Below are 23,224 nucleotides of genomic sequence, written 5' to 3'. Positions count from 1 at the left end.
ACCTTTTTCAATCTATCTCTACACAACCCATTCTTTTCATGCTACAATGATACCAATCTTGAGAATACCAAAGAGGCGATACGTATGATTGAATATATCATCCGTCATACTGTAAAGAATTACAGCAATACAACTGACAAAAAGGTCCGCGAGCAGTACAGCATCGTCGGCGGCATCCTGGGTATTATCTGCAATCTCTTCCTGTTCATCGGGAAGTTTCTCGTCGGCATGACCAGTGGCAGCATCGCCATCATTTCCGATGCCTTCAACAACCTGAGCGATATGGGATCGTCTTTTATTTCTATAATAAGCGCCAAGCTGAGCAATCGTCCTCCTGACGAAGACCACCCTTTTGGTCACGGGCGGTTTGAATACCTGGCATCCCTTACCATTGCCATCCTGATTCTCATCGTCGGGTATAAGCTCTGTGAAGCATCGGTTACGAAATTCTTTGAACCGGAAACATTGGATTTCTCGTTGTGGGGAGTCATCATCCTCGTCGCATCCATTGCCGTCAAAGGATGGATGTGCCTGTATAACCGCTATATTGCCAGGCAGATTCACTCCAGTGTCAATGAGGCGACTGCATCCGACAGCATCAACGACGCCATCGCCACGACGGGTGTCCTGCTGGCCACCATTGCCCAGCAGTTTACGACTCTGCCCATCGATGCCGCTGCCGGTACGCTCATCGGACTGCTCATTCTCTATTCCGGTGGCAGCCTGGCAAAGGAAGTCATCAACATTCTCCTCGGCAAGGCACCAGACCCGGAACTGGTACGGGAAATTACCGACTGTGCCCTGCACTGCCCCTATGTCGTCGGCGTCCATGACCTGAAAATCCACGACTACGGCCCCGGTCGTACCTATGCTTCCATCCACGTGGAAGTGCCTGATACGTCCGATATCGTAGAAGTCCATTCGGCTGTCGATGAACTGGAGGATATTCTGAAAGAGAAATTCCAGATCAATATCAATGTTCACATGGATCCGCTCTGCACGGATGAGAAAATCATTTCGGCCATGCGCCACGATATCGACACGTTGATCCAGACGGAATATCCCCAGTATCATACGGATAATCTCCGCTTCACTGCCGGTGCGCGCCATCCGAATATCATCTGCGACCTCCATATCCCGCCGGAAGAATACTCCGAAGAAAACATCATCGCCATCCGTAAAAAAATCAATGCATCCATCAAAAAATATAACGAACGGTACCACGTCGTCCTGGCAAACATCCTGCCAGAAGGAAAACAGTGACCGGCAACAGGCCCGGTGGCAACTCCCATGAGATTGCTGCCGGGCCTATTAGTTCTGATGCTAAAAAATACAATCCTTTTGCCGGCTGTACCGCCTATCCAGCCGAAAATAGTGTATAATAAAAGCGATAGACAGATTCTGAGAAAGGTGGCATATATGTGAACATTCCCAAACTAATAGAAGCAGCTGTTGCCTACGACCATGGCGATCCCCGGCGTATCCAGCATTTCCTCAAAGTCTACGCCTACGCCGATTTGATTGGTCAGCTGGAACACCTCGCTCCAGATACGCAGGAAATCCTGGTAACGGCAGCCGTACTCCACGATATCGGCATCCACGCGGCAGAAGAAAAATATGGCAGTTCGTCCGGCAAATATCAGGAATTGGAAGGGCCGGCTATCGCCCGCAAGCTGTTGGAACCCTTCTCTTCTTCTTCGTCTTTTACCGACCGCGTCTGCTGGCTCATCGGCCATCATCACACCTATACGGGCATCGACGGCCCCGATTATCAGATACTTTTGGAAGCGGATTTTCTGGTCAACGCCTACGAAGATCAGCTGGATGCAGACGCCATCCGCACCTTCCGGGATAAGGTGTTCCGCACCGGGTCAGGTATTTCGCTGCTAAACACTCATTTTGATATATAGATTAGTTCAGAAGTAGTTTTTCGCGTTTGGAAAGGAGCGGTCCTCATGTCTGCTATTGATACGTTTCTCCAGATGGTCCATGATTCGGACAATATTGTATTCTTTGGCGGTGCCGGCGTTTCTACGGAAAGCGGCATTCCTGATTTCCGCAGTAAAGACGGACTCTATAACCAGCACTACAAATATCCCCCTGAAACGATGCTCTCCCATACGTTTTACGAACAGCATACAGACGAGTTCTATCGGTTCTACCGGGATAAAATCCTGAATGCGTCTCTTTCGGCCCAGCCTAATATGGCTCACAAGAAGCTGGCCGAACTAGAACAGGCAGGCAAGCTGAAGGCTGTCATTACCCAGAATATTGACGGACTGCATCAGAAAGGCGGCAGCAAAAATGTTCTGGAACTGCACGGCAGTATCCACCGCAATTTCTGCCAGCACTGTCATAAATTCTTCGATGCCGAATATATCCGGCAGACGACAGGTATTCCTAAATGCGATGCCTGCGGCGGTACCATCAAGCCCGATGTCGTTCTTTACGAAGAAGGCCTCGACAATGATGTCATCGAACAATCGCTGTACTACATCAGTCATGCCGATATGCTCATCATCGGCGGTACCAGCCTGGTTGTCTATCCGGCCGCCGGCCTCGTGCGTTACTATCACGGCCACAAACTGGTACTCATCAACAAATCAAGCACCGATATGGACCATACGGCCGACCTGGTACTCCACGATTCCATTGGCGAAGTCTTTTCCAAGATAAAACTCTAACCCAATCGGGCCCGGGATATACCAGACAGACAAAAACAGCTGCGTTACACAGAATGTAATGCAGCTGTTTTTTTAGTATAAAGACGATAATGGTAGATGTAAACACACCTATTTTCCTGCTTCCTCTTTCTGCAATACGCTATGACGGTTGCCATATACGAGGTAAATCAGCAGTCCCAGTACAGACCATCCGCCAAAGAGGAGGAGCGTATGGGGAGATAATTCCGAGAAGATGAAGGCACAGCAGATAAATCCCAGGGGAGCAATGATGTGCACGGCCGGGCAGCGGAATCCGCGCGGCTTGTCGGGATAGACGCGGCGCAGGATGAGAATGCCCACGCAGGAGCAGAGGAAGGCAAAAATCGTTCCGGCACTGCACGTTTCCGCTACGATGTGTATGGGTGTGAATCCCGTGATACAGGCGACGACTATGCCTATAATGATCTGAATGATATAAGGCGTATGGAATTTCGGATGCACTTTGTAGAGACTCATAGGCATGAGGCCGTCCCGGCTCATAGAATAGAGAGCACGGCTCTGGGCAAAGAGCATGCCAAGGACGACTGTGGAAAGGCCACAGATAGCGCCCGTACCGACGATAGCCGACCCCAGGTGCAGGCCGATGTATTCGAGGACATACGAAGCAGGAGCCGCCGTATCCAGCATCGGATATGGTACGACGCCGGTCATGGCCGCACAGACAGCAATGTACAGGATGGTGCAGATGGCCAGGGCCAGAATGATTCCGATTGGCATATCCCGTTTCGGATTCTTCGTTTCTTCTGCTGCCGTAGATAAGGCGTCAAAGCCAAGGTAGGCAAAAAACAGCACGGCTGTGCCGGCAAATACGCCCTGCATGCCAAAGGGCAGGAAGGGCTGCCAGTTGGCCGGCTCAATGTGCGGCGCTGCCAGGAATAAGAACAGGAAAATCGTGCCGATTTTGACAAAGACGAGAATCCGATTGACCCTGGCACTTTCCCGGACACCGACGACGAGAAGGGCCGTTGCCAAAAGGACGATGAGCACAGCCGGCAGATTGATGATACCACCATCAGCGGGTACGCTGGTCAGTGCCTTGGGCAGGTCGATACCGCAGGAATGAAGGATGCCGACAAAATAGGCAGACCAGCCACCGGCTACGGCACTGGCTCCGACGGAATATTCCAGAATCAGGCTCCAGCCGACCCACCAGCCGAATATTTCACCCAGCGATGCGTAGGCGTACGTATACGAGCTCCCCGATACGGGAAGAAACGATGCCAGTTCGGAATAGGCCAGACAGACAAAGGCGCAGGTAATGGCCGCGAATACAAAAGACAGCATGAGTCCAGGGCCGGCATATTTGGCCGCTCCAATACCCGTCAGGACAAAAATCCCCGTTCCGATGATGATACCCAGCCCCATAAGTGTGATGTCAAAGGCGCCCAATGCCTTGGTCAACTTTTTCTCCTGCGTATGGGCCAGCAAGTCGTCGAATGATTTACGACGTAATAAATTCATATACTTTCCTCCATTTCTTACTATATTTTCCCATTTTACGAGAAAACATAAAAAATATCCCTTTGTGGACCTATTTTATCATATAACAACGCCAAAATCCATGACTATATTTCATCGCCTGTATAAATATTTGTAAATAGTAAAAAGACGCGGAAACAGTCATTACAACGTAATTCCGCGTCTTTTTACTATGCTAAAAATATACTAAGGTGACACCGTCTCCGCCATTTTGGGCATCGTCGAGTTTGTACTGTCTGACAAAGGGCTGTTCATCCAGGAAGGCGTGGACGGCTCTTCGCAGGGCACCACTGCCTTTGCCATGGATGATGCGGACCGGACTGAATCCGGCAGCCAGTGCCTGATCGAGGAACCGTTCGATTTCGGGGATGGCTTCGGGTCCGGTCTTGCCGATAATGTTGAGCTCTGTCGCAACAGGACCGGTCCGGATTGGCCGGAAGGACGAACGGCTCTGTTCCCGTTTCTCTTCCTGCTTTTCTTTCTTAATTTCTGACAAATAAGGGGCACTGATGTCCTGTATCTTGACGCGGACGGTCATGCCGCGCACCGATACGGTCACCTTCTTGCCGTGGATTTTTTCTACTGTTCCCAGCCCGTCGAGAGAATTGATATAGACCTGCTGGCCCGTTTTCAGCTGGGCCGGGTCGATGGGATCGCGGTGCGGCTTTTCTGCTTCGGGCAGGGAAATCTGCTGGATGGCGCGGCGGGCCTGTTCGATGGCCTTCATCCGTTCCTTTTCACTCAACGATTCTTTCGACTGGGCTTTTAACTCCCGGATGATTTTTTCTGCCTCCAGCCGCAGATTGCGTTTCATATCGACGGCCTGACGCCGGCTGGAATCGATAATATCCTGCCGCTTGGAAGTGACTTTTTCTTTTTCCCTGCGCAGTGCCTCTTCTATCTGGCGCGCGCTGGCCAGTTTCGCCTCTAGTTCCTGTTCTTCTTCATCCATGCGTTTGGACTGGGCATTTAGTTTGGTCAGGATGGCTTCCATATCGACGTCCTGAGCCCTGCTACGCAGTTCTTTCGCTTCGTCGAGAATCTCTTTGGGCATGCCCAGCCGTTCACTGATGCTGAAGGCATGGGAACTGCCTGCCGAACCAATGCGCAGCTTGTACGTCGGTTTCAGTGTATTCACATCGAATTCCACATGGCCATTTTCGATGCCCGGCGTATTATAGGCAAAGTTTTTCAAATCATTATAGTGGGTCGTCACCATGACATAAGAGCCCTTGGTGTACAAATTCTTGAGGATGGCGATGGCAATAGCACTGCCTTCAGCAGGATCCGTGCCAGATCCCAGTTCATCTGCCAGGATCAGATCGTCGGGACCACAGTGTTTCAGGATATAAATGAGCTGCTTCATGTGGCTGGAAAAGGTACTGAGATTCTGGGAAATATCCTGTTCGTCACCAATATCGGAAAAAATGTCGCGGAATATGGGCAATTCCGACCCCTCCATGACGGGCAGGAACAATCCGGACTGATGCATGAGAGCCAGAAGGCCCAAGGTCTTCATGGAAACGGTCTTGCCGCCCGTATTGGAGCCCGTAATAAGGAGTATGCGGTATTCTCCCCCTATGACAATTGTATTGGGTACGACCTTGACCGCATCAATTAGAGGATGACGGGCCTGGATGAGTTTTACCATCCGCCTTTTGGAAATAACCGGCCGCGTCGCTTTCATAGAAAGAGCCAGCTGTGCCTTGGCAAAGATAAATTCCAGCTTTCCTACGGCATAGGTACTGTCGTAGAGATTTTCATAATCTCCGGCGATAAGGGCCGTCAGGCGGCGGAAAATTTTTTCGATTTCCCTCGTTTCTGCGATACGGGCCGCCTGCAGGTCGTTATTGGCGTTGACGATGGCCATGGGTTCAATATACAATGTAGCCCCGCTGGCGGAGGTATCGTGGACAATGCCGGGGAAGGCATGCCGGTATTCCTGCTTGACAGGAATGACGTAGCGGTTGTTGCGGACCGTTACCAAGGCATCCTGGAAATACTTCTGATATTCTTTATTTTGGAGTACATTGTGGACGTACCGTTTCGTCTGCCGTTCCAATTCAGAAATCCGCGTTCTCAGGCGCAAAAGCTCGACAGACGCATTGTCGCGGATCTGGTGGTTCTGGTCGAATACCTGGGCGATTTTGTGAATGATGAGGGAAAAATCGCCGATGTGGGAGGCCTGACCGGACAGACGTGGATAATCGCCTTCTTTTTCCGCAAAATACACCCTGATTTCTCCGTACCGCTGGGCATTGTGCCAGATATCAATGCAGTCCTGCCCGTCGAGTGTCACATCGCGCTTTGCCTTTTCCAATGCCGGACGGATATCGGTGATTCCTCCGAAGGGCACAGAGGCTTCCCGCTGCAAGCAGTGCCAGGCTTCTTCCGTATCAGCCAGGCGCGCTTCCACTACATCTGCATCGGATTCAGGACGCAGACGGCGGGCTATTTCCTTGGAAAGACGTGACGGAGCCAGCCTGACGAGCTGGTTCTGCACCTGATAAAATCCCAAAATCCGCATACTACGTTTATTCATATAGGGTAAAACTCCTTTTATTTCGTTTACTAATCGCTATCTTTATTTCTTATATAATGCCATGGAAGAAATGCCCCCGCGTGACATGCTGGTCTTCTTTCCCCAGAAGCATTGTTTCCCGGCCTTCCCATAACCGTACGTATCGAGCTGTCTGCACCGATACCCAGTCTGCACTGCGGCCCCGGCCTTCGATACGCAGCCGGCTGATATGGGCTGCCCGGAGATCCTTATAGTACGGAGCCATGTCCAGATCACGGTTATTGAGGATATGATTGCGGCAGAACGGGTCAGTCACGACAGGAAAATGCATGCCATGGCGGTCTTCCAGTGACAGATGGCGGCCGCTACAGGCACCATTGCAATGCCCTTTCCCTTCTTTGCTGAGACAGGCCGCCGCCTGGCAAAATTCGGTAATCATCATTTCCAGCCGGCCTTCTGCCAATACTTCTATGGAAACGGGTACCTGCCGGATAATCCGTCCAATCTGCCTCAATGTCAGTTCCGGAGACAGAGTCAGTTCACTACATCCGACATGAATGTAGGCCTGAGCGCTCTGGTTGTTAAAAATATTGAGTGACCAGTCGGCACTGCAGGGAAGGGACAGGCCTTCTAATTCCAATAACGGAAATATCCCCATATTGCCAGCATAGATGCCAGATATACCCGCTTCTACTGCCAGGCGGAGTTCCGTCCGCACGGCAGCCACCTGACGGGGCCACAGGACCCGCGGCGTCGCGGCCCATAATTCACGGCCATACGATGCGGTCAGGGCCGATACCCGTTTCCATTCCTCTGCCGTCACGAAATGATGATCGTACGTTTCTCCTCCATATATGATACGGCCGGCTCCTGCCCTGAGTGCCGCCTCGGCCTGAGCGGGCGAGTCACAACGCACGGTAATACAGGGTGCCGTATCCGCTATAGATGCCGCCCTTACAAAAGTCGTATCCGTTTCTGCCCTTCCCGCAGAGGGGCGATCATAGCCGGATAGGATATCCTCTTCTAGCCGGTCTGCCGCCTGACGGCGCAGTTCATTCAGGATACTGGCCGGAATCATGTGCGATTCATTCCAGACAGATGCATCTGCCAGAGTAAAACAGGTGTCACCCAATCGTTCCAGCTGCCCTTTGACCCAGTCACGCGTCGCCGGCCGTCGTGTTGCCCGTTCCGGCTGAAAAGAAGAGACGGCTTCAGCCGTATGGCCGTCTTCGTCCCACAGGGTCAGGCGCAAATTTCCCTGGTCAGTGCAATCTACATGACCGTAGACGGGTATATGACGGGTCAGGCCCGGATCTCCGCCTCCCGTATTGGGCACGCGGTTTCCCGGTATACCTGCCGTGATGGTGTGCCGGCCCAGATGGTCCTTCAGAAAATCGGCCTGATAGGTGCGGTTGAAACTCTGTTTCAGCTGTTCTTCCGCTTCACGAAGACAGTGTTTCTGCTCTGTCGCAGGCTGATGCCAGCTATCCAAAAGGCTGCGATAGGCTCCCACAACGGTACGCACGTAACCGCATCCTTTCATGCGCCCTTCAATTTTGAGCGAGGAAACGCCGGCAGACAGGAGTTCATATATCTCAGAAGAACTGTTCAGGTCTTTCAGGCTCAGTATATAAGACGCTTCTCCGGTCAGGAGATCATCGCCGTCATACAGCTGATACGGCAGGCGGCACGGCTGGGCACAGGCGCCGCGATTCCCGCTGCGGCCGCCGATAAAACTGCTCATCAGGCACTGTCCGGAATAAGCCATGCACGATGCGCCGTGAATGAAAACTTCAATGGCAGCGTGAGCATGGGCACAGATATAGCGGATTTCCGAAAGAGGCAGTTCCCGCGCCAGTACGACCTGGGTGAAACCGAGCCGTTCCAGGAAACGCACGCCATTCAGATCGGATACGGTCATCTGGGTGCTCCCGTGAAGCGGCAGCTTTGGTACGACGCGCCGGGCAATCTCCGCCACAGCCAGGTCCTGCACGATGATGCCATCGACAGACAAATCATCCAGATTTTTCAGATAGGCCGTCAAATCAGATAGTTCCGTGTCTGCCACGAGAATATTTACGGTGACATAAATCTTAACGCCCATCAGATGGGCTATCCGCACGGCCTGAGCCATTTCCTCATCGCTCAGATTGTGAGCAAATTTGCGGGCATTAAACCCTTTCCCACCCAGATAAATCGCATCGGCACCGGCGTCGATTGCCGCCCGTACCGTATCCAGTGAACCTGCCGGAGCCAGTAACTCTGCCATAATTCCTCCTTATATTCTCCTTCGTATGCCAGCTATCCTGCAGAGATACCTGGACAAACTAACTCTATATTCTGAAGTGAAATATACTCAACTATCTTGTATACGTGACTTTTATTGTACCACTTCTGTTTTATCCTTAGCAATGTCTTTTATTCGAGCCATCAACGTTCTCCCAGAAAAAAACGGCCACATGCCAAAGCATGTGACCGTTGTACGACCTGTGAAATTAGTGTTTCTTTGTAATCTGGCCGGAGATAACGATTCTCTGTACTTCGTTGGTGCCTTCATAGATCTGCATGATTTTAGCATCACGAACGAGTTTTTCAACCGGATATTCACGGCTGTAGCCGAAACCGCCGAGGATCTGGATAGCATCGAGAGCTACCTGTACGCACATATCGCCGCAGAAGCATTTGCAGATAGCAGCTTCACGGGAGTAGTTGTAACGGCCATTCTTTCTTTCGTCATAGTATTTGTTGAGGAAGTTGATGATGGAGGAACGGCCAACTTCTGTCTGGATATCCATATCAGCCAGTTTGAAAGCGATAGCTTCGTGTTTGATGATCGGTTTGCCGAATGTCTGACGAACCTGAGCATATTTAACAGCTTCGTCGATACCGCGCTGAGCAATACCAACTGCCAGGGCACCAATCATAGGACGGGCGAGGTCCAGCGTCTGCATAGCATAGATGAAGCCTTTGCCTTCTTCGCCTACGAGGTGATCAGCCGGGATATGAACGTCCTGGAAGATAACTTCTGTCGTGTTGGAGAGGCGGATGCCCATCTTGTTTTCTTCAGCGCCAATGGAAACGCCTTCGCGGTCACGTTCAACGATGAAAGCAGAGATGCCTTTTACGCCCTTCGTCTTATCCGTTACAGCGAATACGGTGTAAACGGAAGCAACGCCGCCGTTGGTGATGAAGCATTTCGTGCCGTCGATAATATATTCGTCACCAACTTTTTTAGCTGTCGTCTTGCTGTTGGAAGCATCAGAACCAGCATCCGGTTCGGTTAAGCAGAATGCGCAGAAGCCCGGTACCGGAGCTTTTTCAGACGTCTTTTCGCCGTTGAGGAAATCGGCATAGAGTTTTTTCTGTTCGTCATTGCCGTGCTGGAGGATCGGTTTCAGGCCGAGGGAAGAAGCGGCTACTGCTGTAGCAAAGCCAGCATCAACTTTGGACAATTCTTCGTATGCAGCGGCTACAGTGTAGTAGTCCTGGCCAAGGCCGCCGTATTCTTCCGGAATTTCCAGAGTCGTCAGGCCGAGGTCAACAGCGCCCTGATAGAGGTCGAGAAGTTTTTTGCCTTCTTCTGTTTCCGGTGTCAGTTCCGGAGCGTTGTCCAGTTCCGGTACGAGCGGCATAACTTTCTTTACTGCATAGTCTTTTGCCAAATTAACGATGTCCATCTGGTCTTTGTTAAGAATATAACCCATTTTACATCTCTCCTTTGATTAAAGTCATAGCCAGAAAATAGTATAGTACAGGCTATGCCATTTGGGGCTATTAATTATATCATACAGCTACCCGTTATGACGGTAGCTGCTGAAATCAATGATAGGTACTCGGGTGTTTCACGCTTTATGTTCATTATATCACATAATATCTGTTTTGTAGACTCTTTATTTAAATATTTACAAAAATATTTAGCGATGGCGCCGTATACTGGACACAGGGCCCTTTCCTTACTGCTTGCAGGCCAGAAATAAGGGAGAGCAGCGGTCTCCTTTATGTTATTTCCATCACATACTCAGTATGATATACTTTTTTTTCGCAATTGTCTATCCCTTTATGCCAATAATTTCAAAATATTATGCTTGTATTGCATTTTCTTAGTTATGGCTTATCATGTACATAAAAACCGGCTCTGTGTGAAGCTATCCATCTTCACACAGAGCCGGTTTTCATCCGGTACGGCACTCACGGTACCCGTCTGGTTCAGGCCAGTTCCCGGTACAGACGGGCAATGACTTCACCATTCACTTCATAAGGTGTGGACGCAACTGCTCCCGTAGGCAGCGTCAGCCGGACATACTCTTCTATTTCCTCTACCGTAAGGGAAACCCGTTCCGGCATGAGACTGTGCAGGCAGTCCGCAAAGTCCTGCAGGCCGGAAAATCCCAGGATGTCCCAGATTTTTTCCACCTTATCTTCCATCGTTTCTGTCATGAGCCGCATATACCCCGGCAATAACAGGCCATTCGCCCGGCCATGGGACAATCCTTTATAATAAGTCAGCTGATAACCCATGCCGTGTACCAGAGTCGTTCCCGTCTGGGCGATGACCATACCGGCAGTCGTCGCGCCGTACATCAGGTCTTCTCGGACGACATAAGGGATATTTCCTTCCAGATCAGTCAGATGGGGACCGAGGAAGCGCATCGCTTCTTCTGCCCATACGTCACTCATGGGAGTCGATTTCCGCGACATATACCCTTCTATGGCATGGGATAGGGCATCAACGGCCGTATCCATAGTCACAGTCGTACTGACGCTTTCTGTAAAGGATGGATCCGCATAGGACAGTACGGGGAAAATAAGGGGTGTATTGACCGATTGTTTCGTCCCGGCATGGTGATTGGTCAGCACGCCTACTTTCGTCACTTCACTACCCGTTCCGGATGTCGTCGGAACGGTCACGATAGGCAGCGGCCGGACATAAGGACCGGTAAATAACGCCGCATCATCCAGGTCATTCGTACATAGAAGGGCTATGACTTTCGCCGCATCCATAGGGGAACCACCACCGATGCCGATAACGAAATCGACATGCTGGGATTTGCCAAAGTCAGCGGCCCTGCGGACGGTGTCGATAGAAGGATTGTTTTCTATCTGGTCAAACAATACCCAGGCTACACCCTCTGATTCCAGTGCATCCGTTACGGCCTTCTGGGACCCATTGATTTTTGCGGAATGGCGTCCCGTCACGATCAGTGCCTTTTTTCCCAGCTGCTTCAGATTCTTCCCTGCTCCCTTCAGACAATCTTTGCCAAAATACAGGCGGGTCGGCATTTCATACATAAACATGAGTAATCCCTCCTATTTTTTCTGCTGCATCGTTTTCTGCATGGCCTTGTATTCCTGCCCCAGCGCCTCGTATTCCAAGATATCTTTACGAACGGCATCGACTTCCTCCTGCCGCAGAGACCGGACGAATTTAAAGGGCGTCCCATACACCATGGAACGGGGCTGGATAACTTTATTCTGCGTAATCATGGTTCCTGCCCCAATGATGCATTCTGCTCCGATATCGGCATTAGCCAGTAAAATGGCACCCATGCCAATCAGTGTACCACTGCCGATATGTTTGCAATGGATGACGGCACTGTGGCCAACCATGCAATAATCGTCCAGGACGAGCGGATCGCCGGGATCCACATGAATCACCGTATTGTCCTGTATATTGACGCCTTTACCGATGATAATTTCGTTATCATCACCACGGACGAGGACGCCAGGCCACAGGTTTGCTCCTTTTTTTATGGTAACCTTGCCGACAACCGTTACATTATCTGCCAGATAGGCGCCGGGATCAATATCCGGCCACTGGCCGCGGAAGGGATAAATATATGCCATACGAATTCCTCCTGTACTATTTCATTATGTTACACGCATCTATTATATACCATTTCGATGGCAGGCACAAAAGGTACTGCCTATTTCAGATTGTTCCGGAAAAACTCCCGGTCCTCCGGCAGGATGCGCCAGGCCTGGGAATCGTCAACTGTAATGGGCCGGATGGGCTTGCAGGGAACGCCAAAAGCCAGATAATTGTCAGGAATATCCTTTGTCACGACCGATCCGGCTCCGACGACCACGTTGTCACCGATATGAACACCGCCCAGGACGGCTACATTAGCAGCAATCCAGACATTATTCCCGATATGGATATCCTCGGCAAATTCGGCCATAGTCATCCGCCCTTCTTCACTCAGGCCCAGCCGTTCCTGTGGAAGAAGGGGATGATTCGTTGCCAGAAGTGATACATTGGGGCCGATACATACGTTATCGCCAATGAATACGCGGGCATCGTCCATGACGACCAGATTGAAATTAGCAAAAAAATTTTCCCCGATAAACGTATGGCAGCCATAGTTGAACTGGAGCGGTCCCTGAAAATAAAATATCCGGCCGATGGATCCCATGACCTGACGCATGATATCCGTTCTTGCGGGGTCAGTCTCATCGAGGCGATTATATTCCCGGCACAGCCGGTGGGTGCGCCGCTTGATTTCTACCAGTTCACTACAACGGTTGTTAAAGATATGACCTGAAAATATTTTTTCTTCTTCTGTCATAATATACCTCCATTATTCTACTCCGGGAAAACTATGGACAAAACGGATACGGATATCAGGGAACGAATCGACAAACTGGATGGTAAAATCTTCCCCATAACTTACAAACTGCCACTCACCAATGCTATCGGGAAAGGAATCGACAACTTTAACGCGTAAATCAGGAAAGCTCTGAACGACCTGTACCCGTATATCGGGAAAAGAATCGACAACCCGTACTTTTCCTGCAAGGCGGATATCTTTATAATAGCCATCGCTGTTGATGATAGTCGCTGCCTGCACTCCAGACAGGACAAAGAAACAACCAAAAATTAGTAAAATAAAGCGCATGAGGGACATCCTGTATTTCATAGTACGAACATCCTTTCTATGGTTTTCTCTATTAAATCGGTTCATTCCATGATACAATCAGTACGATAATAATTCTGAAATGAGGTGTTTCTATGCCAAAAAAAATATATGCCGTACGAAACGGCCGCCAGACTGGACTGTTTACCACCTGGGCTGAATGCCAGAAACAGGTAACCGGCTATGCCGGAGCCCGTTTCAAAGGATTTACCAGTGCAGAAGAGGCGATGCGCTGGCTGTCTGGTGATGATTCCGCCGGTTCTCATACGGCACAGTCCTCCGGTCATCGCCTGTTCCACGGGGAAAAGGTGCCCCAGCTGCATCAGGAACAGCCGGCAGATACAGATCAGGACTACATCATTTATACCGACGGGTCCTGCCTGAGAAATCCCGACGGTCCCGGCGGCTGGGCTATGGTTGCCCGTACTATTGCCACAGGGGCCGTTTCCGAACAATCTGGCGGTCATCCTTCTACGACCAATAACCGGATGGAACTGACAGCAGCAATCAAAGCCCTGCAGTGGGCCCCGGCCGGTTCACGGGTCGCTCTCTATACGGACAGCCAGTATTTAAAGAACGGCATCACCCGCTGGCTGGCTGCCTGGAAGCGCCGGGGCTGGAAAAAGGCCGATGGGACTCCCGTACTCAACCGGGAACTGTGGATGGCTCTCGACGCTCTCTATGGCAGTCATCACGTAACGTTTCACTGGGTCAAAGGCCACGCCGGTGTCGATCTGAACGAACGATGCGACCAGCTGGCAAAAAAAGAAGCCATGAAATACTAAAGCCGCCGCCAGACGATACCGGCCAGGACGATTCCCACACAACCCGTTACTATCTGAGGCCAGCTCATCATAAAGCTGAGTGTCTGCCCCACTACATCCGGTAGTGCCACTATGGCGAGGACGATGTTTGTACCTCCATAGAGGATGCCCGCTTTCACGAGCGGCCCGGCAAAAAGGGCAGCCCGGCTGCGGCGGAAGCGATATACCCAGGCCATGAAGCAGGCATTGCCCAGACCGATGACAGGAATCAGGAAAACCAGTGGCAGTTGTCCCTGCAGAAATGCCCCCATAGGCAGTATCAGACCGATAATACAGGCCCGGTACGAACGAGTCTGCCAGATAGACAGAATCATGACTGCATTGAGCAGACTGCCAATAAAAAACATATTTACCGGTCCCGGCAGCGGTACGACCAGGCGGATGCTCTGCAATACCAGCGCCAGTGCCAGAAACGATGCCAGCCGGACCGAAACTTTCCAACGATCTTGCATATCCAGTTCTCCCTGCCTGCTTCTGTCTTGTCAGAAGCAGGCATTTTTCTATGACCTCAACGCCGGAACGACGTTCTTGTCTGAAACGATTTTATTGACTAACTACATTGATAGGATTCCCATCGAAGAAATGACGGACGTCATCGGCTATGATATGAACCAGCCGCTGCCGCGTTTCCAAGCCTTTCCAGCCCATATGAGGTGTGAGGATTACATTGTTCATCGTATAAAGCGGGCTGTCCGCTGCCGGTGGCTCCGTTTCCTGCACATCCAGTCCTGCCCCCGCCAGACGATGCTCCTGCAGGGCTTCTATGAGTGCCGGTTCATCAATGATGGCACCGCGGGCCGTATTGATGATGCAGGCTGATGGTTTCATCAGTGCTATGGCGTCCTTATCGATAAGATGACGCGTCTTGTCCGTCAGAGGGCAGTGAATAGATAGATAGTCGCAGGTCCGGAGAACCGTTTCCAGATTCGTATAGGTAATGTGATTTTCATCCGGCCGGGGCGTACGCGTATACACGACGACTTCCATTCCGAGAACGATGGCTATGTTCATGACTTCCCTGCCAATATGACCGGCTCCAATAATGCCCAGTATTTTTCCATTGACTTCTCCATGGGGCACCATGAGATGTTCCGTAAAGTTGCGCCGGTCTCCCTTTGCCAGCATAGCCATCTGCTCTCTCATGGACGATGCCAGATTCAGGAGAAGCATAATGGCCGTGTGGGCCACGCGCTGTGTGCTGTAGGCCGGGATATTGCATACGGTAATCCCTTTTTCTCTTGCTGCCTCTATATCAATATTGTTATAGCCCGTCCCTGCTTCCACGATGAGTTTCACGCTGTCGGGAAACCGTTGTATAATATCAGACGGAACGGGCATTTCCTTCGTGATGACGGCCGCCGCCCCGTCAATCCGTTCCACGATTTCGTCCGCCTGAGTGTCATCATAGACGACCGTATCGGGTGAAAGGACGGAGAAATCCAGTTTCCCATCATAATTCATCTTGGCACCATTCAGTACGACTACACGTTGGTTCATCATCATTCACTCCTTTATACCGGCTGGAATCATGCTGCATTTCTCCTATGCAGCTGCCGTATATTTCTACTACTACATAATATTATTGTATCCCAAAGCAGATAAAAAACAAAGAATCAAAGCAAAAAAACGGAAGCCATCCTCTGGGAACAGCCTCCGTCGTTCATTTCTATTTCCATTCTGATTGCTGGCTCTGATACCAGGCATACGTTTTTTTAATTCCCTCAGGAAGTTCCATGGCCGGAACGATACCCAATGTCTGTTTCAATGCATCATGACTCAACACGGAACGAAGGATGTCTCCCGTACGCGCTTCGGTGTAGTGCACGTCGGCAGAGTGTCCGATAGCGTCTTCAAAGCAGCGGATCAAATCATTGATGCTCGTTTCTTTTCCCGTCGATACATTGAACGTGTGAAATCCTTTGAGCGGCAACGCTTGTATGATGGCATCGGCTATATCCCCGGCATAGACAAAATCCCGGGTCTGCCTGCCGTCGCCGTATACCGTAATGGCCTTGCCCATCGCCAGGAGCTTGCAGAAAATGCTGACTACGCCGCCCTCTCCTTTTTCTCCCTGACGTTCGCCATACACGTTGGCAAAGCGGAAGACCGTCGCATCAAGGCCGTACAGTTCATGATAGACCCGCAGATACTGTTCTGTCGTCATCTTCGTAATCCCATACGGCGAAGAAGGCATAAGCCGTTCCGTTTCCACCAGAGGAACATGCGGATTATCCCCGTACACAGCAGCACTGGAAGAAAACAGCACGTGATGTACATGGTAGGTCCGGCAACATTCCAGAATATGCAGGATTCCTTCCAGATTAACCTGAAGATCCATCACGGGATTGGCAACGGAAGTCGGCACTAATGTTTGTGCAGCCAGATGGATAACTGCATCAAAATCATGGCTGGCAAACAAACTTTCAAGGGAATCCGTATCCCGTACATCTCCCCGTACCAGTTCCATACCCGGCGGTACATTATCGGGTGAACCACTCGTCAAATTGTCAAAGACTACGACCTGCCTGTCTACCATAGCATGAAGTTTTTCCAATACGTGGGAGCCAATAAAACCAGCCCCACCTGTCACTAAAAGCTTCATCATATCCCTTTTCCTTATATCAGTTTTATTATCTGATAAAATTACCAATATTTTATCATTACGAATTCTATTATACACCTCTTATAACGTAAATGGGATATGCGCTAATAAAATTTAAATTTATTTAAAGACCATCCTGATTCTGCTGATTTCCGAGGCACTTTACGAGACTGCGGATTTCATCCAGCCGAGCTTCTGTCTGCCGATTGCGGGAATGGAATTGGAGGAGTTTTTCATAATAGCCCTGTTCCTTTACCAGTTCCCGGCTTACAGCATATGACAGTTCAAAATATAGGCAGAGTACGCCTGCATAAAAATCCATGCGGGTCTTTTTGTCTTCTGTACGGATAGTCCGCATCCTTCGGGCCTGTGCCATGACAGCATCCGATATGGGCTGCTCTTTCAGCCGGGACAAATCGGTATGCCAGACATTATCCGGTTTCTCCAGATGCGTTGCATAGACGCGGAAAATGTCAATCTTATCGGCATCCCGGATGAGCTGGCAGAACTGCCTCTGCCGGGGTGTGAGCTCACAGGGGAGCTGAAAGACGTTGTGCAGTCCCACGGCCAGCCGGATTACGTCGTCTTCGGACGCATCAGTCAGGAAATCCCGGATATGGCCTTCGCCGAATAAGTACTTTGCGCCATATTTTGCATGGTCTACAGAGCGGTAATCAATGAAGGTATGATATTCCCGGAGCTGTTCAAACCGCCCGATATCATGGAGCACCCCTATGCACCAGGCAAGATTTACATCCCCGTCAGACAACGATATACCACGGGCAATATCCTCTATAATCCGGCTCACCCGCATGGAATGCTCATATTTGAGCACGACGCCGGCATCGGTATGATCAAATTTCTGAACGTATGCTGTAAAGCGCTGGATGACGCGATGGCGGTCTATGTTCATGTTCCCGCTCCTTCATAATCGCTGTGTCTGAAACAAGTCTGGTCCATAGCCTGTCCCCGGTCCATCTTATTTACCCTGTTCCTTTCCCGGGCACAGATCTTGGAGGAAACACTGGTCACAAAGTGGTTTCCTCGCCTTGCAGACACGGCGTCCATGCCAGATAAGCCAGTGATGGGCCCGGCTCCACCACTCTTTTGGAATGGCCCTCTGAAGCCCTTTTTCCACTTCAAGGGGCGTACTGCCAATGGCCAACTGAAGCCGGTTCGCCACGCGGAATACATGGGTATCAACGGCGATGGCCGGCGTATCGTATAAAATGCTTACCAGTACGTTGGCCGTCTTGCGGCCCACGCCGGGAAGTTTGACCAGTTCATCAAATGTGTGCGGTACCTCTCCATGATATTGTTCACAAAGAATGGCACAATTAGCCAGAATATTTTTTGCCTTGCTGTGATACAACCCACAGGTACGGATTTTTTCTTCCAGACCTTCAAGTCCCAGTGTCAGTATTTTTTCTGGCGTATTGTATGCAGGAAACATTTCTGCTGTTACTTTATTGACCCGTTCATCCGTACACTGGGCTGACAGGATGACGGCTATCATCAGTTCAAAGGGCGACGTATAATGGAGAGCCGGTTTCATGATGCCATATTGATCTTGAAACCGCTGCAGCATTTCCTGTTTGATTTGTTTCGTTACTTTCATTTATCTTCCTCATCTGTTTCAATTACTTCATTGAGACTTCCCATTTCGTAACCGCCCAGATCGAGCGACACATAGGTAAATCCACAACGGCGCAAAGCCTGTACGATATCCTTGCGGTGAGCCAGGATAGCCGGGATTTCATCTTCTCTCACCTCGATGCGTGCTACATCGCCGTGATAGCGGACGCGCAGCGACCCTGTGATATAGGGCGCAATGTATTGTTCTGCTTTATCAATCATGGAAAGGCGCTGCGGTGTCAGTTCCACACCATAAGGAATGCGGCTGGCCAGGCAGGCGGCACTCTGTTTATTCCAGGTCCTGAGGCCCAGTTCCTGCGAAAGTGCCCGGATATCGGCTTTGGTAATTCCCGCTTCTATCATCGGACTGCGGACGGCATCAGCCATTTCTTCCAGAGCTTTCATCCCCGGCCGGAAATCGCCCAGGTCATCGACATTCCCTCCATCAACAACCCAGTGAAAGCCCTCCTGTTTTGCCAGATTTACCAATGCAGTAAAACGGATTTTCTTGCAGATATAGCAGCGGTTCTTAGGATTTTTTACAAACTCCGGATCAGAAAATTCCGTCGAATGGACGACGAGATGACGGATACCAATGCTGGCAGCCATATCACGGGCATCCCGTTCTTCGCTTTCCGGCAGCGTCGGTGAAACGGCGGTTACAGCGAGGGCCTGGTCCCCCAATACATCGTGCGCCGTATAGGACAAAAATGTACTGTCTACGCCGCCGGAAAAGCCGATGACGACGCTTTCCATTTCTTTTAATATAGCGCGTAATTTTTCATATCGTTCTTTCATTTCTGGTTCTATCATGATAGCCCCCTCTTTCTGTTATGTATATAGGCATACAGCCGCTCAACCTGTTGATGAATGTCTGCTGGCAAATAGGATGTCGCTTTCTGGCACATCCTTTCCGGTATGCCATAATATGCTTCGGCCATACTGCCGGCTATGGCGGCCTGTGTATCCGTATCTCCCCCGAGGGAAATAGCATTGCGGACGGCATCTTCATAATCGCTGCTTTCGAGAAATGCTTCGATGGCTTCGGGTACGCTCCGGGATGTCCGCGAAGTAAACCCATAATCCCGGCGTATCTCATTGAGGCTGCGGTCCAGCGGATAAAAGTGGTCTTGGAGATACACACGTATGTCATCGCGCCGGATGCCCGCACGGGCCAGATAAATCGCCGACGAAACAGCCACAGCCCCCTGGATAGCTTCTTCCGTATTATGCGTAACTACGGCCGACAGTTCTGCCAGATATTGTGCTTCTGCCAGAGTATCTGCCAGCCATCCTGCCGGAGCGACGCGCATAGCGGCTCCATTGGCCCAGCTTCCATAAGGCCCCATGTCATCACTTTCATACCAATGGATAAAACGCGGCCCGTACCCGACGCCGGGAAACCGGCGGCACCAATAGCGGAGATACCGACAGAGTAGAGGCGTAACCGCCTGTCCTTTCATCCGGCTTTCCATCAGTGCCTGTCCGACCGCCACCGTTGTCACCGTGTCATCGGTAAACCGGCAGCCTGTTCCCCAGAACGGGAAGTCTTTTGTCTTGATGGAAGCAGCCCCATCTACGGGCATTTCATAAACAGAACCGGCTATATCACCGATAATTGTTCCCCACATTTGATGATCACCTCACCGGTAAAGAAATTAGAATCGTATTTATTATATCACAGGGGATAGGAGAAAAAAAAGCATACAAAGAGAGATTTTATCCCCGTTTGTATGCTTTTGAACCAGATTCTAATTATTGAAAATGAGCAGCTTCTTCTGTCAGAATCTGATGACGCAGTTCAGAGAGGCGCGTGCTGCGCTGTACCCACATGGTTTCCGGATTGACAAGTCGCTTGTATTCCGGCCACAAAGTATCAATTTCCTGGTCTGCATATGCCATGATATCCTTCAGCGTCGGCGGCGTATAGACGAGTTCGCCTTTGACGAACACCGGCTGCAACATCGTTCTTACCGTAAAGGAACCAGCCGGAATGATACGGGAGCGCCAGGGCGTCTTATCACTGGAAAGGCGCAGATCTTTGGACGGATCAATCGTTTCTCCTTCGAGAATGATGATATCGGCCTTCATCTTGCCCGTCGTTTTATCGTAAATGCGCAGTACATTCTTGCGGCCCGGATTGGAAATTTTTTCAGCATTATCGCTCATCTTGATTTTAGGTATGAACTTGTCACCTTCATATTGGCCAGCCATCTTAAACACGCCACCCATCGACGGGCTGTCCTTGGCGGTAATGAGATTAGTCCCTACTCCCCAGGAGCTGATAGCACATCCCTGGAGCTTCAGTTCGGCAATCAGGTTTTCATCAAGATCATTGGAAGCGGCAATGACGGCATCAGGGAATCCCGCTGCTGCGAACATTTTATGCGCTTCTTTAGAAAGGTATGCCAGATCACCACTGTCCAGACGGATGCCATAGAAAGAAGGCAGTGTTCCCGCTTCCTTCATTTCCCGGAATACCGTAATAGCATCGGGAACCCCTTGTTTCAGTGTATTATACGTATCGGCCAGGAGGATAAGACTGTTGGGATAATGTTTGGCATACGTGCGAAATGCTTCCAGTTCAGTCGGAAAACTCATGACCCAGCTATGGGCCATCGTCCCCATGACAGGCATGCCAAATTTAGCTCCCGAAAGCATATTGCTCGTGCCATTGAATCCGCCAATCATGGCAGACCGTGCACCATACACACCGGCAGAAGCCCCCTGGGCACGGCGCAGGCCGAATTCCATCAGGGTATCATCACCAGCAACACAGCGGACACGGCGGGCCTTGGTCGCAATCAGGCTTTCGTGATTCATGATCATAGACATGCACGTTTCCAGTAAAAGGGATTCATCTTTTGTCGTTTCTACACGCAGTAATACTTCCTGCGGAAATGCGACAGTCCCTTCTGGCATAGCATAAATGCTCCCCGTAAAATGGAATCGTTTTAGATAATCCAGAAAGGTATCTTCGAAAATCCCCGTACTCTTCAAATAAGCCAGATCATCATCACTGAAATGGATATTCTTGACATAGTCAATGAGGTGTTCCAGTCCGGCCACTACCGTATAACCCCCATTAAATGGATTATGCCGGTAATACCGGTCAAACACGCAGGCCTGATTGTGTTTGCCTTCGAAATACAGTCCCTGCATCATTGTCAGCTGATAAAGATCAGTCAACAAAGCATTTGTATACAATATTCTCGCCTCCCAATCATATTGACTTTATTATACATCAAATTTCAGCCCCATGCCAATGATTCGTTGACATTTTCTTTACATTGATGATTTACACCTGTCATGTCATCTTGTAGTAGGCGTATATGAACAAAACTACTTGCAGAATTATAGTAAATAAATACGCCGCTATATGGTATAATACGTATATTGTAAATTTTTCAAAAGGAATGGATAACCATGATAAAAGACCGTTTTTTCTTGTTAGCCGCCACGTTTTTCTGGGGTTGTGCCTTTGTCGCCCAACGGGTGAGCACCGATACGATCGGTGCCTTTGCCTTCAATGGCATTCGCTTCTGGGTCGGAGCCCTTTCCATTGTGCCCGTCGTCTGGTGGATCAGTCGTAAACAGGCACCGGATTTTGACACGCCTCCTTCCTACTTGTCACTCCCGGCTGCTTGTGCCATCCTCGGGTTCGTATTGTATGCCGGCGCATCACTGCAGCAGATAGGCATGTTTTATACGACAGCGGGCAAAGCCGGCTTCATTACTGCTTTATACATCGTCGTCGTCCCGATTCTCGGACTGTTCCTGCGCAATCCCCTGCGTCTGTCCCATATAGCAGGATGCCTGACCGCTCTGGCCGGCCTGTACCTGTTGGCCTTCCACAGTGACAGCCAGCCACTTAATATCGGCGACGTGCTGGAACTGGCCGGCGTCCTCTTCTGGGCTCTCCACATCCTCATTGTCGATCGCTTCGTCCGCTATTATCGCGGCGTCTACCTAGCTTTAGGCCAATTCATATTCTGTGGCATTTATAACTTCCTTTCTATGCCCCTGGCGGGAGAAACACTGACCCTGGCTGCCGTTGCCGCATCGGCTATCCCCATCCTCTATTGCGGCATTTTTTCCAGCGGTGTCGGCTATACCCTGCAGATTGTCGGACAGGAACACGTGCCACCTACAGAAGCTTCACTCCTTCTCAGCTGTGAAATGATTTTCAGTGCCCTTGCTGGATTCTTTATACTCGGTGAATCGATGACTCTGCGGGAATTATCAGGATGTATCCTCATGTCTATCGGGATTTTTGCCGCCCAGATTCCCAGCCATATCCTGTTTAACCCGGACAGAAAAGAGCAATAGATAGTCCTCATCAGATTTTTCATGCCACACAGTTCCGTATAGCTGTATATACAGACCTGTGTGGCATGAAATCGGCTTTATCTCGTTGCATCTGTATAAATCGAAAAAAAAGACTTGCATTTTTTCTTCAACTGGTGTAATATTATCAATGTGCTCAGCAAGAAGACACATCGCATGGACCATTAGCTCAGCTGGCA

Annotated in this window: 21 protein-coding genes; 5 read left to right on the top strand and 16 right to left on the bottom strand. The window is 50.3% G+C overall.

Annotation, left to right across the window (positions count from 1 at the left end):
- Positions 1–84 precede the first annotated feature (84 nt).
- The 3 genes from B2U90_RS09975 to B2U90_RS09965 all read left to right on the top strand — a co-directional run bounded on the left by B2U90_RS09975 (position 85) and on the right by B2U90_RS09965 (position 2,684).
- Positions 85–1,263, top strand: a complete 1,179-nt coding sequence (locus B2U90_RS09975) for a cation diffusion facilitator family transporter (protein WP_059077336.1) — start codon at positions 85–87, stop codon at positions 1,261–1,263.
- Between the two features lie 158 nt (positions 1,264–1,421).
- Complete coding sequence (locus B2U90_RS09970) at positions 1,422–1,910, top strand: HD domain-containing protein (protein ID WP_075582154.1); 489 nt, start codon at positions 1,422–1,424, stop codon at positions 1,908–1,910.
- A 45-nt stretch (positions 1,911–1,955) separates the two neighbouring features.
- Complete coding sequence (locus B2U90_RS09965; protein ID WP_059077338.1) at positions 1,956–2,684, top strand: NAD-dependent protein deacylase; 729 nt, start codon at positions 1,956–1,958, stop codon at positions 2,682–2,684.
- A gap of 108 nt (positions 2,685–2,792) precedes the next feature.
- On the opposite strand, the gene B2U90_RS09960 is transcribed toward B2U90_RS09965, so the two are convergent.
- From B2U90_RS09960 to B2U90_RS09925, 8 genes are all read right to left on the bottom strand, one after another.
- Positions 2,793–4,184 (bottom strand): amino acid permease, encoded by a 1,392-nt coding sequence (locus B2U90_RS09960; protein WP_075582153.1) that lies wholly within the window; start codon positions 4,182–4,184, stop codon positions 2,793–2,795.
- A gap of 193 nt (positions 4,185–4,377) precedes the next feature.
- Positions 4,378–6,744 (bottom strand): endonuclease MutS2, encoded by a 2,367-nt coding sequence (locus B2U90_RS09955; protein WP_059077340.1) that lies wholly within the window; start codon positions 6,742–6,744, stop codon positions 4,378–4,380.
- Between the two features lie 49 nt (positions 6,745–6,793).
- The gene (locus tag B2U90_RS09950) at positions 6,794–8,992 is read right to left on the bottom strand and encodes a DUF3656 domain-containing U32 family peptidase (RefSeq protein ID WP_292017693.1); all 2,199 of its coding nucleotides are present in this window, start codon (positions 8,990–8,992) and stop codon (positions 6,794–6,796) included.
- Positions 8,993–9,218: 226 nt separating this feature from the next.
- Positions 9,219–10,427: an acyl-CoA dehydrogenase family protein gene (locus B2U90_RS09945; RefSeq protein ID WP_059077342.1), complete on the bottom strand. Its 1,209-nt coding sequence runs from the start codon at positions 10,425–10,427 to the stop codon at positions 9,219–9,221.
- 502 nt (positions 10,428–10,929) lie between these two features.
- A complete protein-coding gene (locus B2U90_RS09940; RefSeq protein ID WP_292017692.1) occupies positions 10,930–12,018 on the bottom strand; it encodes an iron-containing alcohol dehydrogenase family protein in 1,089 nt (362 codons plus the stop codon).
- A gap of 12 nt (positions 12,019–12,030) precedes the next feature.
- Positions 12,031–12,567, bottom strand: a complete 537-nt coding sequence (locus B2U90_RS09935; RefSeq protein ID WP_292017691.1) for a gamma carbonic anhydrase family protein — start codon at positions 12,565–12,567, stop codon at positions 12,031–12,033.
- An 80-nt stretch (positions 12,568–12,647) separates the two neighbouring features.
- Positions 12,648–13,289, bottom strand: coding sequence for a sugar O-acetyltransferase (locus B2U90_RS09930; RefSeq protein WP_170087715.1), 642 nt, complete (start codon positions 13,287–13,289; stop codon positions 12,648–12,650).
- A 12-nt stretch (positions 13,290–13,301) separates the two neighbouring features.
- Positions 13,302–13,640, bottom strand: coding sequence for a hypothetical protein (locus B2U90_RS09925; RefSeq protein ID WP_292017690.1), 339 nt, complete (start codon positions 13,638–13,640; stop codon positions 13,302–13,304).
- Between the two features lie 92 nt (positions 13,641–13,732).
- On the opposite strand from B2U90_RS09925, the gene rnhA reads away from it, so the two are divergent.
- Positions 13,733–14,422: a ribonuclease HI gene (rnhA, locus tag B2U90_RS09920; RefSeq protein ID WP_292017688.1), complete on the top strand. Its 690-nt coding sequence runs from the start codon at positions 13,733–13,735 to the stop codon at positions 14,420–14,422.
- On the opposite strand, the gene B2U90_RS09915 is transcribed toward rnhA, so the two are convergent.
- From B2U90_RS09915 to B2U90_RS09880, 8 genes are all read right to left on the bottom strand, one after another.
- Complete coding sequence (locus B2U90_RS09915) at positions 14,419–14,913, bottom strand: hypothetical protein (protein WP_113856208.1); 495 nt, start codon at positions 14,911–14,913, stop codon at positions 14,419–14,421. The genes rnhA and B2U90_RS09915 overlap by 4 nt on opposite strands.
- Before the next feature lie 91 nt (positions 14,914–15,004).
- Positions 15,005–15,958, bottom strand: a complete 954-nt coding sequence (locus tag B2U90_RS09910; protein ID WP_292017687.1) for a 2-hydroxyacid dehydrogenase — start codon at positions 15,956–15,958, stop codon at positions 15,005–15,007.
- 169 nt (positions 15,959–16,127) lie between these two features.
- Entirely contained in the window at positions 16,128–17,066 is a 939-nt protein-coding gene (locus B2U90_RS09905; protein WP_292017685.1) for an NAD-dependent epimerase/dehydratase family protein, read from the bottom strand.
- 121 nt (positions 17,067–17,187) lie between these two features.
- Entirely contained in the window at positions 17,188–17,976 is a 789-nt protein-coding gene (locus tag B2U90_RS09900; protein ID WP_292017684.1) for an HD domain-containing protein, read from the bottom strand.
- A gap of 66 nt (positions 17,977–18,042) precedes the next feature.
- The gene (gene nth, locus B2U90_RS09895; protein WP_059077350.1) at positions 18,043–18,681 is read right to left on the bottom strand and encodes an endonuclease III; all 639 of its coding nucleotides are present in this window, start codon (positions 18,679–18,681) and stop codon (positions 18,043–18,045) included.
- Complete coding sequence (gene larE, locus B2U90_RS09890) at positions 18,678–19,511, bottom strand: ATP-dependent sacrificial sulfur transferase LarE (RefSeq protein ID WP_292017683.1); 834 nt, start codon at positions 19,509–19,511, stop codon at positions 18,678–18,680. Before larE ends, nth begins: the two co-directional genes overlap by 4 nt.
- Complete coding sequence (locus B2U90_RS09885; RefSeq protein WP_059077352.1) at positions 19,508–20,329, bottom strand: ADP-ribosylglycohydrolase family protein; 822 nt, start codon at positions 20,327–20,329, stop codon at positions 19,508–19,510. Before B2U90_RS09885 ends, larE begins: the two co-directional genes overlap by 4 nt.
- 124 nt (positions 20,330–20,453) lie before the next feature.
- Positions 20,454–21,905, bottom strand: coding sequence for a nicotinate phosphoribosyltransferase (locus B2U90_RS09880; RefSeq protein WP_059077353.1), 1,452 nt, complete (start codon positions 21,903–21,905; stop codon positions 20,454–20,456).
- Positions 21,906–22,124: 219 nt separating this feature from the next.
- Here B2U90_RS09880 and B2U90_RS09875 point away from each other — a divergent pair, with 219 nt between their 5' ends.
- Complete coding sequence (locus tag B2U90_RS09875) at positions 22,125–23,027, top strand: DMT family transporter (protein WP_292017682.1); 903 nt, start codon at positions 22,125–22,127, stop codon at positions 23,025–23,027.
- Positions 23,028–23,224 lie beyond the last annotated feature (197 nt).

Origin of the sequence: Megasphaera sp. UBA4233 (assembly GCF_002395615.1) — a bacterium.
GTDB classification, from domain to species: Bacteria; Bacillota; Negativicutes; order Veillonellales; family Megasphaeraceae; genus Megasphaera; species Megasphaera hexanoica.
Note: the sequence above shows the minus strand (reverse complement) of the source record. Positions and strands in the feature narration are given on the sequence as shown.

Bases quoted from the DNA above. Each gene is read 5' to 3' on its own strand.
- B2U90_RS09960 (WP_075582153.1), bottom strand. From the start codon at position 4,184: ATGAATTTATTACGTCGTAAATCATTCGACGACTTGCTGGCCCATACG.
- larE (WP_292017683.1), bottom strand. From the start codon at position 19,511: ATGATAGAACCAGAAATGAAAGAACGATATGAAAAATTACGCGCTATA.
- B2U90_RS09975 (WP_059077336.1), top strand. From the start codon at position 85: ATGATTGAATATATCATCCGTCATACTGTAAAGAATTACAGCAATACA.
- B2U90_RS09875 (WP_292017682.1), top strand. From the start codon at position 22,125: ATGATAAAAGACCGTTTTTTCTTGTTAGCCGCCACGTTTTTCTGGGGT.
- B2U90_RS09940 (WP_292017692.1), bottom strand. From the start codon at position 12,018: ATGTTTATGTATGAAATGCCGACCCGCCTGTATTTTGGCAAAGATTGT.
- B2U90_RS09905 (WP_292017685.1), bottom strand. From the start codon at position 17,066: ATGATGAAGCTTTTAGTGACAGGTGGGGCTGGTTTTATTGGCTCCCAC.
- B2U90_RS09915 (WP_113856208.1), bottom strand. From the start codon at position 14,913: ATGCAAGATCGTTGGAAAGTTTCGGTCCGGCTGGCATCGTTTCTGGCA.
- B2U90_RS09955 (WP_059077340.1), bottom strand. From the start codon at position 6,744: ATGAATAAACGTAGTATGCGGATTTTGGGATTTTATCAGGTGCAGAAC.
- B2U90_RS09965 (WP_059077338.1), top strand. From the start codon at position 1,956: ATGTCTGCTATTGATACGTTTCTCCAGATGGTCCATGATTCGGACAAT.
- B2U90_RS09900 (WP_292017684.1), bottom strand. From the start codon at position 17,976: ATGAACATAGACCGCCATCGCGTCATCCAGCGCTTTACAGCATACGTT.
- B2U90_RS09950 (WP_292017693.1), bottom strand. From the start codon at position 8,992: ATGGCAGAGTTACTGGCTCCGGCAGGTTCACTGGATACGGTACGGGCG.
- B2U90_RS09885 (WP_059077352.1), bottom strand. From the start codon at position 20,329: ATGTGGGGAACAATTATCGGTGATATAGCCGGTTCTGTTTATGAAATG.
- B2U90_RS09935 (WP_292017691.1), bottom strand. From the start codon at position 12,567: ATGGCATATATTTATCCCTTCCGCGGCCAGTGGCCGGATATTGATCCC.
- B2U90_RS09925 (WP_292017690.1), bottom strand. From the start codon at position 13,640: ATGAAATACAGGATGTCCCTCATGCGCTTTATTTTACTAATTTTTGGT.
- rnhA (WP_292017688.1), top strand. From the start codon at position 13,733: ATGCCAAAAAAAATATATGCCGTACGAAACGGCCGCCAGACTGGACTG.
- B2U90_RS09930 (WP_170087715.1), bottom strand. From the start codon at position 13,289: ATGACAGAAGAAGAAAAAATATTTTCAGGTCATATCTTTAACAACCGT.
- B2U90_RS09945 (WP_059077342.1), bottom strand. From the start codon at position 10,427: ATGGGTTATATTCTTAACAAAGACCAGATGGACATCGTTAATTTGGCA.
- B2U90_RS09910 (WP_292017687.1), bottom strand. From the start codon at position 15,958: ATGAACCAACGTGTAGTCGTACTGAATGGTGCCAAGATGAATTATGAT.
- nth (WP_059077350.1), bottom strand. From the start codon at position 18,681: ATGAAAGTAACGAAACAAATCAAACAGGAAATGCTGCAGCGGTTTCAA.